General features: G+C 74.8%; 15 protein-coding genes. 12 read left to right on the top strand and 3 right to left on the bottom strand.

Features of this window, described 5'->3' with window-relative positions; translation table 11 throughout:
- The first annotated feature begins 8 nt into the window (after window positions 1-8).
- The 9 genes from EKG83_RS05510 (at window position 9) to EKG83_RS05470 (ending at window position 9,204) form a co-directional block, all read left to right on the top strand.
- The gene (locus EKG83_RS05510; protein WP_033430022.1) at window positions 9-722 is read left to right on the top strand and encodes a vWA domain-containing protein; all 714 of its coding nucleotides are present in this window, start codon (window positions 9-11) and stop codon (window positions 720-722) included.
- Entirely contained in the window at window positions 722-1,717 is a 996-nt protein-coding gene (locus EKG83_RS05505; RefSeq protein ID WP_033430023.1) for a protein phosphatase 2C domain-containing protein, read from the top strand. The genes EKG83_RS05510 and EKG83_RS05505 overlap by 1 nt, the downstream gene beginning before the upstream one ends.
- Complete coding sequence (locus EKG83_RS05500; protein ID WP_033430024.1) at window positions 1,714-2,688, top strand: hypothetical protein; 975 nt, start codon at window positions 1,714-1,716, stop codon at window positions 2,686-2,688. The genes EKG83_RS05505 and EKG83_RS05500 overlap by 4 nt, the downstream gene beginning before the upstream one ends.
- Window positions 2,613-3,395 carry a protein DA1 gene (locus EKG83_RS05495; protein ID WP_033430025.1) on the top strand — a complete coding sequence of 261 codons (783 nt, stop codon included), beginning with the start codon at window positions 2,613-2,615 and terminating at the stop codon, window positions 3,393-3,395. Before EKG83_RS05500 ends, EKG83_RS05495 begins: the two co-directional genes overlap by 76 nt.
- Window positions 3,396-3,437: 42 nt before the next feature.
- Window positions 3,438-4,151: a hypothetical protein gene (locus tag EKG83_RS05490; protein ID WP_153277894.1), complete on the top strand. Its 714-nt coding sequence runs from the start codon at window positions 3,438-3,440 to the stop codon at window positions 4,149-4,151.
- Complete coding sequence (locus EKG83_RS05485; protein WP_033430026.1) at window positions 4,148-6,436, top strand: hypothetical protein; 2,289 nt, start codon at window positions 4,148-4,150, stop codon at window positions 6,434-6,436. Before EKG83_RS05490 ends, EKG83_RS05485 begins: the two co-directional genes overlap by 4 nt.
- The gene (locus EKG83_RS05480) at window positions 6,433-7,536 is read left to right on the top strand and encodes a hypothetical protein (protein ID WP_033430027.1); all 1,104 of its coding nucleotides are present in this window, start codon (window positions 6,433-6,435) and stop codon (window positions 7,534-7,536) included. Before EKG83_RS05485 ends, EKG83_RS05480 begins: the two co-directional genes overlap by 4 nt.
- Window positions 7,537-7,738: 202 nt before the next feature.
- Entirely contained in the window at window positions 7,739-8,062 is a 324-nt protein-coding gene (locus EKG83_RS05475) for a PadR family transcriptional regulator (RefSeq protein WP_033430028.1), read from the top strand.
- On the top strand, window positions 8,059-9,204 hold the full coding sequence (locus tag EKG83_RS05470) for an HAAS signaling domain-containing protein (protein ID WP_051765338.1): 1,146 nt from the start codon (window positions 8,059-8,061) through the stop codon (window positions 9,202-9,204). Before EKG83_RS05475 ends, EKG83_RS05470 begins: the two co-directional genes overlap by 4 nt.
- Here the strand turns inward: EKG83_RS05470 and EKG83_RS46735 are convergent.
- Window positions 9,152-9,685 carry a VanZ family protein gene (locus EKG83_RS46735; protein ID WP_170191803.1) on the bottom strand — a complete coding sequence of 178 codons (534 nt, stop codon included), beginning with the start codon at window positions 9,683-9,685 and terminating at the stop codon, window positions 9,152-9,154. The two genes, EKG83_RS05470 and EKG83_RS46735, sit on opposite strands and share 53 nt — an antisense overlap.
- Window positions 9,686-9,838: 153 nt before the next feature.
- On the opposite strand from EKG83_RS46735, the gene EKG83_RS05460 reads away from it, so the two are divergent.
- Both EKG83_RS05460 and EKG83_RS05455 read left to right on the top strand, forming a co-directional pair.
- Entirely contained in the window at window positions 9,839-10,954 is a 1,116-nt protein-coding gene (locus tag EKG83_RS05460; RefSeq protein WP_051765342.1) for a sensor histidine kinase, read from the top strand.
- Window positions 10,951-11,595, top strand: a complete 645-nt coding sequence (locus EKG83_RS05455) for a response regulator transcription factor (RefSeq protein WP_033430029.1) — start codon at window positions 10,951-10,953, stop codon at window positions 11,593-11,595. Before EKG83_RS05460 ends, EKG83_RS05455 begins: the two co-directional genes overlap by 4 nt.
- 22 nt (window positions 11,596-11,617) lie before the next feature.
- Here EKG83_RS05455 and EKG83_RS05450 read toward each other — a convergent pair whose 3' ends face one another.
- Complete coding sequence (locus EKG83_RS05450) at window positions 11,618-12,538, bottom strand: hypothetical protein (RefSeq protein ID WP_051765344.1); 921 nt, start codon at window positions 12,536-12,538, stop codon at window positions 11,618-11,620.
- Window positions 12,539-12,599: 61 nt separating this feature from the next.
- Window positions 12,600-13,181, bottom strand: a complete 582-nt coding sequence (locus tag EKG83_RS05445) for a vWA domain-containing protein (protein WP_033430030.1) — start codon at window positions 13,179-13,181, stop codon at window positions 12,600-12,602.
- Window positions 13,182-13,343: 162 nt separating this feature from the next.
- Between EKG83_RS05445 and EKG83_RS05440 the strand changes: the two genes are divergently transcribed.
- Window positions 13,344-16,274 (top strand): AfsR/SARP family transcriptional regulator, encoded by a 2,931-nt coding sequence (locus EKG83_RS05440; RefSeq protein WP_033430031.1) that lies wholly within the window; start codon window positions 13,344-13,346, stop codon window positions 16,272-16,274.
- Window position 16,275 lies beyond the last annotated feature (1 nt).

Genomic DNA, 16,275 nt, shown 5'->3' with positions numbered 1-16,275 from the left:
AACCGCACGTGGAAAACCAGAACGCCAAGCTCCTGCCGTTCTACCTGGCCGTCGACGTCTCGGTGTCGATGTCCGGCGCCAAGCTCGCCCAGGCCAACAACATCATGCCCGCCGTGGTCGACGCGCTCGCCGACGCGCCGATCCTGTCCGACAAGGTCCGCTTCGGCGTGATCGACTTCGGCACCGACGCGCAGGTCCGCCTGCCCCTGTGCGACCTGCTCGACGAGAACGTCACCCTGCCCGCCCTCTCGGTGCGCGGCGCCACGTCGTACGCGGCGGCGTTCCGACTGCTGCGCGACGAGATCGAGAGCAACGTCAAGCAGCTCAAGGCCGACGGCTTCCAGGTGCACCGCCCGGCCGTGTTCTTCATCAGCGACGGCGAACCGACCGACCGCGAGGACGTCTGGCGCGACGCGCTGCGCGACCTGACCCACGACTTCCCGACCTATCCCAACCTGGTGCCCTGCGGCGTGGACCAGGCCGACCCGAAGGTCCTGGCGCAACTCGTCCACCCGTCGTCCGGGCCGAAGGCCATGCAGATGTACCTGATGGAGCAGGGCCAGAACCCGGCGGACGCCATCGCGATGATCGCCGAGATCCTGATCTCCAGCATGCTCGCCTCCGGGCACAGCATGGCCCAGGGCAGCTCGGGCCTCATCCTGCCGGACAAGCAGGACCTGCCGGCCGGCATCTCCGCCCACTCCTCGGACGACTTCGTCTGATGGACGCCACCACCGAGGAGCCCGGCCCCGGGGTCGGGGCACCGCTGCCGGCAGCCACCTGGCGCGGGCGGTTCGAGCCGTTCCTGGTCGGCGACCCCGGCCGCGCCGCCGCGCGGGTCGTGCCCGTGCCGGACCCGGACGGCTGGGACCGGCGGGACACCGTGCTGGACGGGATCGCGCTGCGCGAGGGGCGGCGCACGCTCGCCGAGGTGCGGGCGGCGAGCGTGCGGGGACTGTCCCACCGGGCCTACGGCACCGTGCGCCAGGACGAGTACGCCTTCCGCCGCACCACCGACGGCCGCTACTTCGTCATCGGGGTGGCCGACGGGGTGTCGTCGGGCAGGCACTCGCACCGCGCCGCCGTCCTCGCGGCTCGTTGGGGCGTGGCGAACCTCGCCGCGGCGCTGTCGTCGGTCGGGCCGGAGCGCTTCCCGTGGGGACGGCTGCTGGCGGCGGTGGCCGACCGGATCGAGCAGCGCGGACGCGACCTGCTGCGCGACCTCGGTGAAGCGGACGCGCACGCCCGGTCGACCCGTGAGATCGCGGACCACCTGGCCACCACCGTGCTGTACGCGGTGATCGACCTGGCGCCTGCGCGCGGTGCGCACGAGGCGCACCTGGTGGCGGTCGGCGACACCTCGGCGTGGGTGCTGCGCCCGGGCGGGTGCTGGGAGCCGCGGACAGCGGTGAAGAACGGGAACGCGGTGCTCGCGTCGTCGGCGGTGCGGGCGCTGCCCCTGCCCCCGCCCACCGAGCCGGTCCCGGTGCGCACGCGGGTCGGCCCCGGTGAAGCGCTGGTGCTGATGACCGACGGCGTCGGCGACCCGCTCGGCGCGGGCGACGGTGACGTGGGGCGCTACCTGGCCGAGGTGTGGTCGGCGCCGCCGCCGACCGGGCTGGAGTTCGCCGCGCAGGTCGGCTTCGCGCGCAAGAGCTTCGACGACGACCGCACGGCTGTGGCGTTCTGGCCGATCGGCGAACCGGGCGGGTCGTGAACGGCGGGGGCGTCGTCGGTCCGGACGCCGTCGGGCCGCTGGGACCGCTGCTCGGCGCCGGCGGGCAGGCGAGGGTGTACCACGCACCGCACGCGGTGCTGCCCGACGTGCCCGGCCCCTTGGTCTACAAGCGGTACAAGCCGGGGCACGAGCCGCCGCACGGCCTGGTCGGCGTGGTGGCGCGGCGCCTGCGGATGGACCCGGCCACCCGGCAGCGGCTGGACCGCTGCGCCGCGTGGCCCGTGCGGGCGGTGGAGGAGGGCGGTGTGGTGCGCGGCGTGCTGCTGCCGCTGATCCCGGACGCCTACTTCGCGGACCGGGTGCTGCCCAGCGGCACGCCCGTGCGCACGTTGCGCGAGGTGCAGCACCTGTTCGTCGACCCCGCCCGGGCCGTGCGCCTCGGCATGCCCGCGCCCTCCCTCGCCGAACGCGTGCTGGTGTGCCGGGACCTGGCCTCCGCGGTGCACCTGCTGCACCGCAACGACCTGGTGTTCGGCGATCTCAACGCCAAGAACGCGGTGTTCCGGCTCGACGGCAGGCCGTGCGTGATGCTGGTCGACTGCGACGCGGTGCGGGTCAAGGGCGCGGCGGCCGTCGTGCGGCAGCTCAACGCACCCGACTGGGAACCGCCGGAGAGCGTGCTCAGCCAGGCCAGCGACCGGTACAAGCTCGGCCTGTTCGTGCTGCGCTGCCTCAGCCCGGGCCCGTTCGCCTCGGTGGCCCGCGACCCGGCCCGGCTCGACGCCGTGCTCCCCGGTGAGGGGCCGCGGCTGCTGCGCGCCGCGCTGGGGCACGTCCCGGGCGCGCGCACCACCGCACGCGAGTGGGGGCACTACTTCGACGCGCTGCTGACCGGCACGACCGAGGCCGCGGCCCGGCAGGTGGCCCCGGTCGGGTGCCCGTCCGCGCCGAGCGGCACGCCCGGGTGGCGGCGGCACCCGGGCACCGGCCGCTGGGTGCCGGTGACGTGACGGACCGCGCCTGCACCGTGTGCGGAGCACCCCCGGTCGACCGGTACCTCCGGTCGATGCACGGCGAGGTGACCTGCTCCCGGCACCCGGTGGACGGCTCGTGCGCGCTGTGCGCCCGCCCGCGGCACCGCGGCGAGCCCGGCTGGTCGCCGTTCACCGCCACCACGACCCGTTGCCCGACCTGCGCCGCCCAGGCCGTGGACGACCCGGGCGAGGCCCGGCGGCACATCCCCGCCGTGCGCGCGGAGATGGCGGCGCTCGGCATCCGGCTCGACCAGCGGGTGCGGGTCACCCTGGTCGAGCCCGACGCGCTCGTCACCGGTAGCCGGGGCCTGTGCCTCGGTCGCACGCTCAAGCGCACGTGGATCGACACGTCCGTGACCGACGTGCTCGGCATCGAGATCGCCCGAGGTCTCACCGGGACCCATTTCGGCGCCACCGTCGCGCACGAGATGGGCCACGCGTGGCTGGCCCAGCGCGGTGCGCCCCCACTGCCGCACCGGCTGGAGGAGGGCGTGTGCGAACTGTTCTCCGGCGCCTGGCTCAAGCGGCGGCGGACGGCGTTCGCCGCCGAGCTGCGGCAGGCCGCGCTGGACAACCCGGACGAGGTGTACGGCGCGGGCTATCGCCTGGTGCGCGGTGCCGTGGTGGTCCACGGCATCACCGCCGTGCTCGACGCGCTGTGCCGGCGCGGCCGCCTGCCGTGAACACCGACCTGCCGTGAACACCGAACCGACGAGGAGGGGGCCGTGGGCCTCGAACCAGTGAGCCGATCGATCCTGGTGGTGGACGTGGAGAAGTCCAGCGACCGGGTCGACACCGAGAAGGCGGTGCTGCGCGACGCGCTGTACCGGGTGCTCCGGGAGGGGCTGGACGCGGCGGGGCTGCCCGGTGGGGCGTGCCGGCTGGACGACCTGGGCGACGGCGTGCTCGCCGTGGTCGACTGCGAGGTGCTGCCCGTGCTCGACCCGCTGCTGGACGTCGCGGTCGACGCGCTGGCCAGGCACAACGCCGCGGTCCCGCCGCCCGGGTGGCTGCGGCTGCGCTTCGGCGTCCACTTCGGGCTCGTGGCGCGCGACTCGCACGGCTGGGTGGGTGACGCCATGACCACCGCGTTCCGCGTGGTCAACGGCGCGGGCGTGAAGGCGGTGCTCAAAGCCGCCGAACGGGCCCAATCCGTCGTGGCGGTGTCCGACGCCGTGCACGAGTCGGTGGTGCGGCACGGCTATCGCGGCATCCAGCCGTCGGCCTACCGTCGGCTGGTCGACGACGGCCGCGTCGTGTGGGTGCGGGTCCCCGGCTACGCCGAGCCGCCCGTGCCCGCCGGGTACGCCGGCGACCGGCCGCCCGCCGTCGAACCGCCTCCCGCGAAGGTCGTGCACGTCCACGCGAACGGCAACGCGTTCACCGTCGACAGCATCGGCCACGTCGACGCCCGCACGACGCTGGGCGAGCGGTCGTGAGCGACGGGCGGCAGGCAGAGCCGCCGGAACCGCCCGGGACCGGGCAGCCCGGGACCGAGCAGCCCGCCGGAGCGCAGCCCGCCGAGGAGCCGGAGGCGGGTGGGCAGGCTGCCGGGGAACAGCCGCAGACCGGTCCGGAGCACCCCGACGCGGACCCCGACGCGCCGAATCCCAAGGCCAACGCGGCAGACCCGGCCAATGCGCGCAAGCTGCACCGGGACAACCGCGCGATGGAGGACGCGGTCGCGGCGCTGCTGGGCGAGCGCGGCGCCGGCATCGGCAACGTGTTCGTGGCCAACACCATCGGCCTGGTGGACGCGGGCCGCCCGCGGGCGGGCGAGGTCCACCGCCGCACCGTGCCGACCGGCCCCATCCCACCGGAGACGCTCAACTCGGTGCTGGCCGCGTTCGTCGCCCCCGCCAACTACCGCGACCTGCGGCAACGGTTGCGTGAACGGCGGCTGGTGCTGCTGCGCGCGCCGGCCGGGTGGGGCCGCACGGCCACCGCGCTGAACCTGCTCGGCGTCGAGTGCGCGGACGGCGTGGACAAGCTGAGCCCGGACACCGACCTGCGCTCGCCGACCGCACCGGTCGACCTGGTCGCCGATCACGGCTACCTGCTGGAGTCCCTGGAGTACGACCAGGCGGCGGGCCTCACCGAGTTCGCGCTCGACCTGTGGGCGCGCAGGCTCGCCGACGCGGGGGCGCGGATGGTGGTGCTGGTCGGCACGGACACGCCACTGCGGAACCGGGAGCCTGCCGCGTACCTGGTGGACGGCGCGCCGCGGACCGACGACCTGGCGCTGGTGCTCAGCCACTTCCGGGTGGGACTGCGCGACCTGGGCGAGCCCGAGCGCGACCTGGCCGAGTTCCCCGAGTGCGCCGACCTGGTGGAAGAGGTCGCCGGCCGCAGCCTGCGCGCACGCGACCTGGCCGACCTGGGCCGCGGCCTCTGCCTGGTGGTGCGGGGCGAGCGCGATGTCGAGGAAGTGCGCCGGCGCTACGCCCGCAACGCCGAGACGGCGCTGCGCGAGTGGTTCCGCGGCCTGCCCGACCACGATCACCGGGCGTTCGCCATCGCGCTCGCCGTGTTCGACGGCATGCCACTGGCCACCGTGGCCGAGGCGGCCACGGTGTTGGCCGAGCTCATCCAGGCCGCGGAGGTGCCGGACGCCAACGCCCGCACCCGCGCGCTGTTCGCGGTGCGGACGCTGGAGTTGGTGGAGCGCGTGGAGGCCGAGCTGACCTCCGCGGTCGAGGACGGCGAGTTCGGCAGCCTGACCCTGGAAGTGGTCCGCTACCGCGACCCGCACCGGACGCGCCAGGTCCTGGAGCACGTATGGCGCGAGTACACCGAGGCGCACCGCGTGGTGCGGAGGTGGCTGCGCGAACTGGGCAGCTCGCCCGACCGGCAGGTGCGCATCCGGGCGGGCGTCGCCGTCGGCCTGCTGAGCCTGTCCGAGTTCGAGCACGCCCGGCGACACGTGATCGAGCCGTGGGCGGGCGAGAACAAGTACTGGGAGCGGCAGGCCGTGATCGGCGCGTTGCGGCTGCCCGCCCTGCAGCCCGAGCTCCAACCGCTGATCGTCCGCATGATCGACCGCTGGCTGCGCGGCAAGACGGCCTCCGGCACGCGGGTCGCCGCCGTGGACGCCCTCGGTGCCCTGCCGGTGATGACGGCGGAGCAGGTGCTGAAGCGGCTGCGCAGGGCCGCCGACACCGCCTCGCCGCGCATGGTGATCGCGGTCGCCGACTGCGTCACGAACCTGGCCCTGGACCCCGATCGGCTGGACCTCGTGCTGGGCGCGCTGCTGCAGTGGAGCTGGTCGGTCAAGGTCGGTCTGCGGACCACGGCCCTGCACTGCGTGCTGCAGCTGACCGTGTTCCTGGAGGCCACCCCGGAGGGCGGCGTCGAGCCGTGGCCCGGGCTGCTGTGGGCCGCCGAGCTCGACCGGCACGCCGCGGCACCCACCCCTCGGGTCGCCGTCGGGTCGCGACGGCTCACCCGTTGGGAGGCCGTCGTCGCGCTCGTCGCGCGGGCCCTGGAAGCCCAGTACTTCATGCCTGAGACGTTCGACGTCATTCACCGGTGGGTGAAGACCGCCGAGCGCGACCCCTCGCAGCGGGAGCCGCTCGGCGCGCTGCTGGCCGACGTCGTGGCGACCACCGGCGACCGCTCCGCGCTGCGCTTCTACCTGGGCGAGTGGGCGCGGGCCCGCCGCGGGCCGACCGCGACCGCCACCGCGCTGCTCGCCCACCTCGACCGTGAGGAGGTCCGACCGTGAACCAACGCAAGCCCACCGAACCGCTGGTCACCCGCGTCGACGTCAAGTTCGGCGAGATGGTGTTCCGCAACCGGCCCGCGCCCAGCGACGACCGCGCCACCGTGTGGCTCGACCGGTACGGCCACTACCACCACCTGACCGAGCAGGTGCCCGTCGGCGGTGTCGCCGGGTACCGGGCGCTGTTCCTGGTCGACACCTCGGTGCACATCCGTGAGCTGCAGTTCCAGCTGCCCAGCCGGGAACAGGCGTTCTTCTTCCAGGCCAAGGTCAGCGCGCGCTGGCGCGTCACCGACCCGGTCGAAGCGGCGAAGACCCACCTGACCGACGCCGACCCGGTGCTGCGCCCGCACCTGGAACGCGTGCTGCGGGACGTGAGCGCGGCGTTCCCGATCGAGGAGGGCACCGCGGCCGAGCGGGCGATCGCGGCGGCGTTCGCGCCGCGGCGCAAGCAGTCGGTCGCGCAGGGCCTGTCCGTCCTGGAGTGCGACGCGACCCTGTCCCTCGACTCCGCGACCGCCGGGTACATCAGGAAGCGGGTCGAGAAGGCCCGCACCCACGAGATCACCAAGGAGGACCTGGCGCGCGCGGGGGTCGAGCAGAGCGCCCGGCAGCACCTCGACGCACTGCGCGACGAGCACAAGATCCAGCTGGAGCGCATGCGCCAGCAGCACGAGCTGGAGATGAGGCACATGCGCGTGCGGTTCTACAACAGCGCGATGGCGGAGGACCCGAACAACGTCTTGGCCATGCTCCTGGCCGACGACCCGGGCCGGGCGAACGAGGTCATGGCCATGCTGCTCAAGCAGAAGCAGGTGCAGTGGGACGGCGCGCAGGGCCTGCTGGGCACCATGCTCGAACACGGTCTGGTCAACCGCAGCGACGTGGCGGGCATCATCGACAACGCGACCTCGGTGATCACCGACAGCATGGCCGAGGCACCCGTCCGGCTCACCCCGGCCCCCGCCTCGCTGCCCCTCCCGGGCAACCGGACCGACGAACCCCTCACCGCGGAGGTCGTGGCCGACGCCCCGGCGCGGCCGCTCGACCCGCTGCGGTTCGACGAGGAGTTCGACGAGGACGACGAAGACGACTGGCAGTGATGTGCGTGGTGACGTCGTCGGCGGCCCGCCGGATCGCCGGCCCGCCGACGACGTCACCACGCACGCAGCCGGGGCCGTCCCGGTTCCCGCCCCCTCCACCGCGCCTCGGCGGGGCCGCCGGGCAACCGCGATCAACTACCCCCTCCTACACAGTACTGCGTATTCCGTAGTAGTGTTCACGGCACACCACCAAGGGGAGCCCATGGACACCAGTCAACTGCTCAAGGGGGTGCTGGACCTCGCCGTCCTCGCGGTCCTGCGCAAGGAGGACGGCTACGGCTACGACGTGCTGCGCAGGCTGCGACAGGGCGGCCTGGGCGACGTCGGCGACGCGTCGGTCTACGGCACCCTGCGCCGGCTCTACAACGCCGGCCTGCTCACGTCCTACGTCGTGCCCAGCGAAGAGGGACCGCACCGCAAGTACTACAGCCTCAACGAGCCGGGCCGCGCGCGGCTGCTCGAATCGGGTCGGATCTGGAGGTCGTTCGCGCGGACGCTCGACGACCTGGTGGGGGAGGAAGCATGAGCCCGGAGCTGGACCCCGCGGTGCGGGCCTACCTGGACCGGATGCGCGAGGAGCTGTCCGACCTGCCCGCCGCCGAGGTGGGCGAGATCGTGGACGACGCCGGCGCGCACGTGGCCGAGGTCGCCGAGGAGATGGGCGACGAGTTCTCCGCCGCCGCACTGACCGGGCGGCTGGGCACGCCGGAGGCGTACGCGCGGGAGCTGCGCGCCGCCGCGGGCTACCCGGTGCTCACCGCCGCGGGCTACCCGGTGCTCACCGCCGAGCGGCCGAGCGGCACCGCGGCGCTGGCGCCCCGGTTCACGCTGTGGGCCCTGGTCGCCTGCACCCTGGTCGCGCTCGCCGTGCCGATCACCCGCGACCACGACGGCATGGAGCTGTTCGTGCTCGCCTGCCTGGTCGGCGCCGTGGCCGCCGGACTGGTGTTCGCGCACCGCCCGCTGGTCGGGGAGGTCACGGCGCTGCCGGAGGCGGTGGCGCTGCGGGACGGTCTCCGGCGCGTCGCGCAGTCCGACGCGGGCCGCGCCGTGGCCCCGCTGCGCGCGCTGCAGCCGGTCTGGTGGCTGGTCCGGGCGGTGGTCATCGCGGCGCTGGGCGTGCTGCTGTCCGGCTCGCCGGTCGTCCTGCTGGTGTCCCTCGCGCTCGCCGCCCTGTCGCTGGTGGCCGGCGTCAAGGCCAGGACGGACCGGCGGTGGCTGTGGATCACCCTGCCCGCGACCGGCATCGTCATCGGCTTCCTGCTGGCCCTCGTCGGCTCGGTGCTGTTCCGCTCCGCCGCGCCCACCCAGGTGTCCTACAACCCGCAGCCGCAACTGCCGGACAACGTCTACGTGTTCGACAAGGACGGCAAGCCGCTGACGGACGTGTACCTCTACGACGAGAACGGGCGCCCGCTCGACTCGCCGTGGTACGGCTGCGGCGAGAACCGCGGCCGCCCGGACAACCAGTACCCCAAGCCCCGCGTCTCGCAGGGCGAGAACGGCTGCGAGGAGGTCCGCGGCGCCCCGTTCGCGGTGGTGATCCCGAGCACCGCCCCCGCGAGCACCACGGGGTCCACGACCACCGCGCCGACCACCACCACCGCGCCCCCGGTCACGAGCACCCCGCCGCCGTCCTCGACGGTGACCGTCGTGCCCACCACCTGAGCGCGGCGCGGGCGGCCAGGAAGCCCAGGACGCCGCCCAGGGTGTTCGCGACCAGGTCGTTGACGTCGACGCTGCGCGCGCTGCGGGCGAGCACGTAGACCAGCAGCTGCGCCAGCTCGATCGACGCGCTGAACGCCAGCGACCACAGGGCCACCCGCGCCGCGCTCGTCGGCCGGGTGGCCAGGAACACCCCGAACGGCACGAGCATGACCACGTTGAGCCCGAAGGTGACCACGTCCGCGGTGAGCAGCGGCACGAAGTTGACCTGCTCGTACCACGGCGTCCGGTTGGCGTAGGGGCCGCGTTGCACGTCGATGGGGAACAGCGTGAAGTGCAGCACCCCCGCGGCGTACAGCGCGGCCACGCCCTTCACCACCAGGTGCGGCCCGCGCCACCACACCACCGCGTACAGCAGGAGCGCGGGCCCCAGGACGTACCACGACTCGACCCCGATGCCCGCGTAACCCACGTCATCCCACACCAGCGACCTCCTCGGTTCGACCGGGGCAGCGTGCGCCCCCGGGCACCGGTCGGACCTCCGCCCGGGGACGGGTCCCGCCCACCCGCCTCCTCCTTTCGGCAGACCCCCGGGCGAGGGATCCGGCGGCACCGCCACCCCACCTACGCTGGCGACGTGCGCCCGTCCTCCACCCCAACCGCGGTCCTCTGGCTGGTCACCGCGTGCGCGCTGGCCACGCTCGGCCTGGTCGACCTGTGGCTGGGCGAGTTCAGCGGCGCCGACGGCCCCGCGCGCCTGTCGTGGGCGGTGGCCGCCTGCGCGGTCGCGCTCCGGCCGGGCCGCCCGCACGTCCCGGCCGTCCTCCAGGCACTCGGCGCCGCGGTGGCGTGGTGGGCGACCAGGCACGACCCGACGGTCGGCCTCCCGTTCACCCTCTCCGCCACCGCGGCGCTCCTGACCACCCTCGGCCTGCTGGTGTGGCGGGAAAACCCGCGCTGGGCCGCGTTCACCGCCCCACCCCTGGCCGCCGCCGTCCTCCTCCAGCCGCTGCGCGGCGACCTGGACGGCCCGCGCCCCCTGGTCGGCGTCCTGGTGCTGGCGCTGGGCGTCGCCGTGGCGACGAGCGCGGGCCTCGCGGTCCGCCACACCGCCGCCGCCCGGACCAGGCAGGCGGAACGCGCCCGCGCCGCGCAACGCGCCGAGTTCGCCCGCGACCTGCACGACTTCGTCGCCCACCACGTCACGGGCATGGTGGTGCGGGCCCAGGGCGCGGCCGCGGTCGCCCCGACCCACCCGGAACTGGTGCTCCCCGCGCTCCGCGAGATCGAGCGGGCCGGCGTCGAGGCGGTCGACGCGATGCGCCGCGCGGTGGGCCTGCTGCGCCGCCCCGAGGACGACCCCGCCCCCGGCATCCCCGAGATCCCGGACCTGGTGGAGCGCTTCCGCCGCACCGCGCCGTTCCCCACCACCCTGACGGTGCACGGCCCCTTCACCGACACCCACCCCACGACCTCCGCCGCGGCCTACCGCGTGGTGATGGAGGCCCTGACCAACGCGCGCAAGCACGCGCACGACGCCACCGCCGTCACCGTGTCGGTACACCGCACCGACACCCACGTCGAGGTCCGCGTGACCGACGACGGGCACCCCCGGACCGCCCCCTCGACCGGCTTCGGCCTGCTGGGCCTGCGAGAACGCGTCACAGCCGCCGGCGGCACCATGACGGCGGGCCCGACCCCCGACGGCGGCTGGGCGGTCGAGGCGACCCTGCCCGCGGGGAAGGGCCCATGACGATCAGGGTGCTCATCGCCGACGACCAGGCGATGGTCCGCACGGGCTTCCGCATGATCCTGTCGGCGGAACCGGACATCGAGGTGGTGGGCGAAGCGGTCGACGGCGTGGAGGCGGTCACCGCCGCCCGCGACCTGGACCCCGACGTCGTGCTCATGGACATCCGCATGCCCCGCCTGGACGGCCTGGCGGCACTGCGCCGCATCACCCGCCCCACCGGCGGCCCGAAGGTGGTCGTGGTCACCACCTTCGACGACGACGAGCACGTGCGCGAGGCCCTGGACCACGGCGCCTGCGGCTTCGTGCTCAAGACCTCCGGCGCGACGCTCCTGGTGGAGGCCATCCGAGCGGCGGCGTCCGGCGAGGCCCTGGTGAGCCCGGCCATCACGGTGCGGATGCTGCGCGGCCTGACCGCCCGCCGCCCCGCCCCCCGCGACGTCCCCCTGTCACCGCGGGAACTGGACGTGGTCCTGCTGGTGGCGCGCGGGCGGACGAACGCGGAGGTGGCGAGCGCCCTGCACGTCACCGTCGGCACGGTCAAGACGCACCTGGCGAGCGTCCAGGGCAAGCTGGGCGCCCGCAACCGCGTCGAGATCGCCGCCTGGGCCTGGGAATCCGGCCTGCTGGGCGGCGAGCGGTAGGACGGGGCGGGCGCGCCACCGCCTACACCTCCCACCGCACCCCGTAGGCCAGGCCCGGGGCGAGGTGCCGGAACCGCAGGTGGACCTCACCGGCCTGGTCCACCGGGTACCGCCGGCCGGGGTGGGCGCCGTCGTGGCGGTCCGCGCCGTGCAGCGCCCACACGCGCGGCGGGGCGGTGGTGCGGCCGAAGCGGACCCTCAGGTCGAGCAGGTCGCACGGGTGCCGCGGCACGTAGACGAGGTGGGACCGCATCGCGTCCGCGGTCGGCGGGCGGAAGCGGACCGCGAAGTCGTGGGGGTGGCCCTCGCGGACCGGGACCGGCAGGACCAGGGTCGGGCCGGCGAGGGTCCCGCCGTACAGCACCCTGGCGTCGAGGTCGGACCGGTCCAGCGGGAGCGGGGGCGTCAGGGGCAGTTCGCGCAGGCCGTCCCCGTCGGCGACGACCTGGTGCCGCTCGATCACCTCGGGCCGGGGCCGGTCCAGGGTCAGCACCGCGTGCAGCCCGGTGGTGCGCCAGCCGCCCGCCCGCCCGGGCGGCTGGTCGCGGGGTGCGTCGGCGGCCAGTTCGGCGAGGTGGTTGATGGCCTCGTCGACGCGGCGGCGGACCGTGCGCGGGTCGCGGTCCATCCGGACCGCGGCCCAGTGCACCCGGTCCTGGTAGAGGGGCAGCTGCCGGGCGTCGTCGTCGATGGCGAAGGCCGCCAGCGTGGCCAGGCGCAGGTCCGCCGGCAGCCGCCCGGCCAGCTCGGCGAGCCGGGCGGACACCTTCCGGCGGATCGCGCCCGGCTCGTCGCCCTCGGTCACCCCGCAGGTGGCGCGCAGCGTCGGCCCCACCCGGTCCCCGATCCGGCCGGCCAGCACGCCGCGGCCCTTGCGGAGCGACTTCAGCTCCCGGACCAGCTCCGCGTACGCGTTCATCGGCTCACCCCCGTCGATCTCCACGGTGTTCTCCCGGGAGGGTGCGGCCGGCCCGTGGAGCGGAAGTGGACACGTTGTGGATGGCCTAGACGCGGTCGGAACTCCGCGCCGTCCACGTCACCGACACCGCCAGGGCGGTGCCCAGGCGGATGCCGTCCTGGCCGAGGAAGACGCGGGACGTGCCGATGCGGTCCAGCGTGCCGCGGTCGGCGGCGCCGAGGCCGAAGGCGACCACGGTCGGGCGGGCCGGCCACGCGGGGTCCGCCAGCGCGGCGAAGGCCCGGGGCCAGGTCGCCGGGTCGGCCGACCGGCCGTCGGAGGTGAAGAACACGACCGGGCGGTGGACCCGGAGGCGGTGGGCCTTCAGGGTGCGGACGTCGTCGGCGATGAGCTCGCGCAGCAGGGTGAACGCGGGGGCGAAATTGGTTCCCGCGCGGGTTCCCGACGCGCTCAGCTCGACGGGTTCCGTCGCGGGGCGCAACGGTTGCAACACGGTGGGTGCCGCCGCGAACCCGACCACGCAAACCCTGATCCGCGTGGCGGCCGACGGGTCGGCGTGGACGGCGCCGCGGAACTCGCGCAGGCCCGCGTTCACCTCGTCGATGTGGTCGGTCATCGACGGCGACACGTCGCACACCACGTAACACGGCAGCACATCGGAACCCATTCGACTCCTCCTTCTCACGCCTTTTGCGGACAAGTCGGAGCGTGGCCGGTGTTTGTCTACCGAAGGTGGATCCAAAGCGGATTCCGACACACAGACGGCCGCTTGTGCGACATCTGCCGCAGACATCAAGCTCGCGATCCGGGAGGCAGCGTGGAATTTCGGATGCTCGGTCCGTTGGAGGCGTGGCACGGCGGTACCCGGGTGCCGCTGGGCGACCAGCAGCAGCGGTTCGTCCTCGTGGTGCTCCTGCTGCACGCGAACAGGCCGGTGTCCACCGAGAGGTTGACGGAGATCGTCTGGGGCGGCAACCCGGAGCGCCGGTCCCTCGTGCGCGGTTACATCAACAAGCTGCGCAACGCGTTCCGCGAAGCCGACGACGTGTCGATCGAGACCACACCGACGGGTTACCTGCTGCAGGTCGACGAGGACCAGCTCGACACCGCCCGGTTCGAGCGGCTGCGCGAGGAGGCCGTGCGGGCGGAGGACCCGCACCGGGCCATCGGGCTGCTGCGCGCCGCGGTCGACCTGTGGCGCGGGCGGTTCCTGGAGGACATCGACGTCGACCGGGTCGGCGGCACCGGGGTGACGTCCCCGGAGGAGGGCTACTACGACGCGGTCGGGGACCTGGCCGAGCTGGAGCTGAACGCGGGCGACCACCGGTCGGCGCGGGACCGGCTGCGCCCGGTGGTGCGCACCGACCCGGCCCGGCAGAGGCACGCCGAACTGCTCATGCGGGCGCTGCTCGCGTGCGGTGACCGGGTCGGCGCGGTCCGGGTCTTCCACGGCACCGCGGCCGCGCTCGCCGAGGAGGGCGTGGAGCCGGGGCCGTTGCTGCGCAAGCTCGTCGCGCGGGCGGAGCGCGGCGAACCGGCCAGCTCGCTGCCGTCCCGGCCGGGCGGGTTCACCGGCCGCGGCGCGGAGCTGGGCGCGATCGAGGCGGTCGCCGCGGCGCCGGGCGAGCGCCGCGCGGTGTGGGTCAGCGGCGCGCCGGGCGTGGGCAAGACCGGCCTGGCCGTCGAGGCGGCGCACCGGCTGCGGGACCGGTTCCCCGACGGGCAGCTGCTGGTGCGGCTCAACGGGTACACGCCGAACCTGTCCCCGGTGACCGTCTCCGACGCGCTCACCCAGCTCCTGGTCGAGCTGGGCGTGCCGCCCGAGCAGATCCCGGCCTCGGTGAACCGGAAGTTCACGCTGTACCAGACCGAGCTGTACGGCACCCGGACGCTGGTGGTGCTGGACAACGCGCACTCGCCGGAGCAGGTGCGGCCGCTGCTGCCGGAGGCGTCGGGCTGCCTGGCCGTGGTGACCAGCAGGCGGGTGGGCGACCCGGACACCGGCGAGCACGTCCGGCTGTCCCCGCTACCGCCGGACGACGCCCTCGCGCTGTTCCGCGCGCTGGCCGGGTCACCGCGCCTGCGCGGCAGGTCGGCCGAGGTGGCCGGGGTGGTGAAGCGGTGCGGGTACCTGCCGATGCCGATCCGGGTGGCCGCGGCGCTGTTCCGCAGGCACGACCGGTGGCCGCTGGAGCACCTGCTGCGGCTGCTGGAGGAGAGCGGGCCGTGGCGCGCGGACACCGACGACGTGGCGGGCGCCGCCGCGGTGCGGGTGTCCTACGAGCAGCTCGACGTGCCGCAGCGGGAGGTGTTCCGGCTGCTGGGCCACCTGCCGGGGCCGGACCTCGACGTGGTCGGCGCGGCGGCGCTGGCGGACCGCGACGTCGCCGGGGTCCGCGTGGTGCTCGACGACCTGCACGAGGTGTGCCTGCTGGAGGAGGTCGCGCCGGAGCGCTACCGGATGCTGGACCCGCTCAAGGAGTTCGCCGCCGCGGAGCCGTCGCCCACCACGCCGACCGAGCGCGCGGACGCCCTGCTGCGGCTGCTCGACTTCTACCTGGTGGGCCTGGCCGAGGCGGTGGGCACCGCCTACCCCTTCGACCGCGCGCAGCTGCCCGCGCTGCACCGCACCAGCCGGGTGGTCCCCGTCTTCGGGGACGAGCACGAGGCGAGGGCGTGGATCGCCGCCGAGCGGGACAACCTGGTGGCCGCCATCCGCTACGCCGCCGAGCACGACCTGCCCGACCACGCGTGGCGGCTGGCCGTGCTGATCTGGCGCCACTTCCACACCACGAGCCGGTTCGAGGACTGGGTCGAGACCATGGAGCTGGCCCGCGGGCTCGTCTGCGCCGACCTGGACGACGACTACGGCAGGGCACACGTGCTGCTCCGGCTGGCCACCGCCTACGACCGGCTCGGGCGGCTGGAGGACGCGCTGGAGCTGGCCACCCGCGCGCTGGCGGCGTGGCGGCGGCTCGGCGACGTGCCCGGCGAGGCGGCCACGCTGTGCGCGATCGCCATCCCGCTGATGGAACTGGGCAGGCACGACGAGGCGATCGGGCACTTCGGGGCCGCGCTGGAGAAGTACGAGCGGTGCGGTGACCCGCGCGGCCAGGCGCACGCGTTGAGCATGCTCGGCGTGCTCGACGAGGAGCGCGGCGACCTCGACGCCGCCCTGCGCCGCCACCGGGCCGCGGTGCCGATGCTGCGCGAGGTCGGCCACGTGCAGGGGCTGGCCCACGCGTTGAACAACCTGGGCTCGGTGCAGCAGCGGCTCGGCCTCGTGGACGAGGCGCTGGCCGCCCACGAGGAGGCCCACGAGCTGGCCGTCGGGTTGGGCGACGACTGCCTGGCGGCCTACGCGCTGAACTACGCCGGCAACGCGCACCGGTCGCGGGGCAGGCTGGCCGAGGCCGTGCACTGCCAGGAGCGGGCCAGGGTGGTGGCGGCCGAGGTGTCCGACCCCGACCTGCACACGCGCCTCTACCTCGACCGGGCCGCGACCGCGCAGGCCGGCGGCGACCGGGCGGGTGCGTTGCACTCGTACCGGGCGGCGCTGGACCTGGCGACCGGCACCGGGAACCGCGGCCACGGCGCGCACGCCCACCGCGGCGTCGCGCGGGTGCTGCACGCGCTGGGGCAGCACACCAACGCCGCCGGGCACTGGGACGCGGCGGAGTCCGGGTTCGCCGCGCTCGGCCAGCCCGAGGCCGACCAGGTCAGGGCCGAGCACTCGGCCCTGACCTGCGCGTGCCGCTGAA

The sequence above is a fragment of the Saccharothrix syringae genome (genome assembly GCF_009498035.1).
GTDB lineage: Bacteria > Actinomycetota > Actinomycetes > Mycobacteriales > Pseudonocardiaceae > Actinosynnema > Actinosynnema syringae.
Note: the sequence above shows the minus strand (reverse complement) of the source record. Positions and strands in the feature narration are given on the sequence as shown.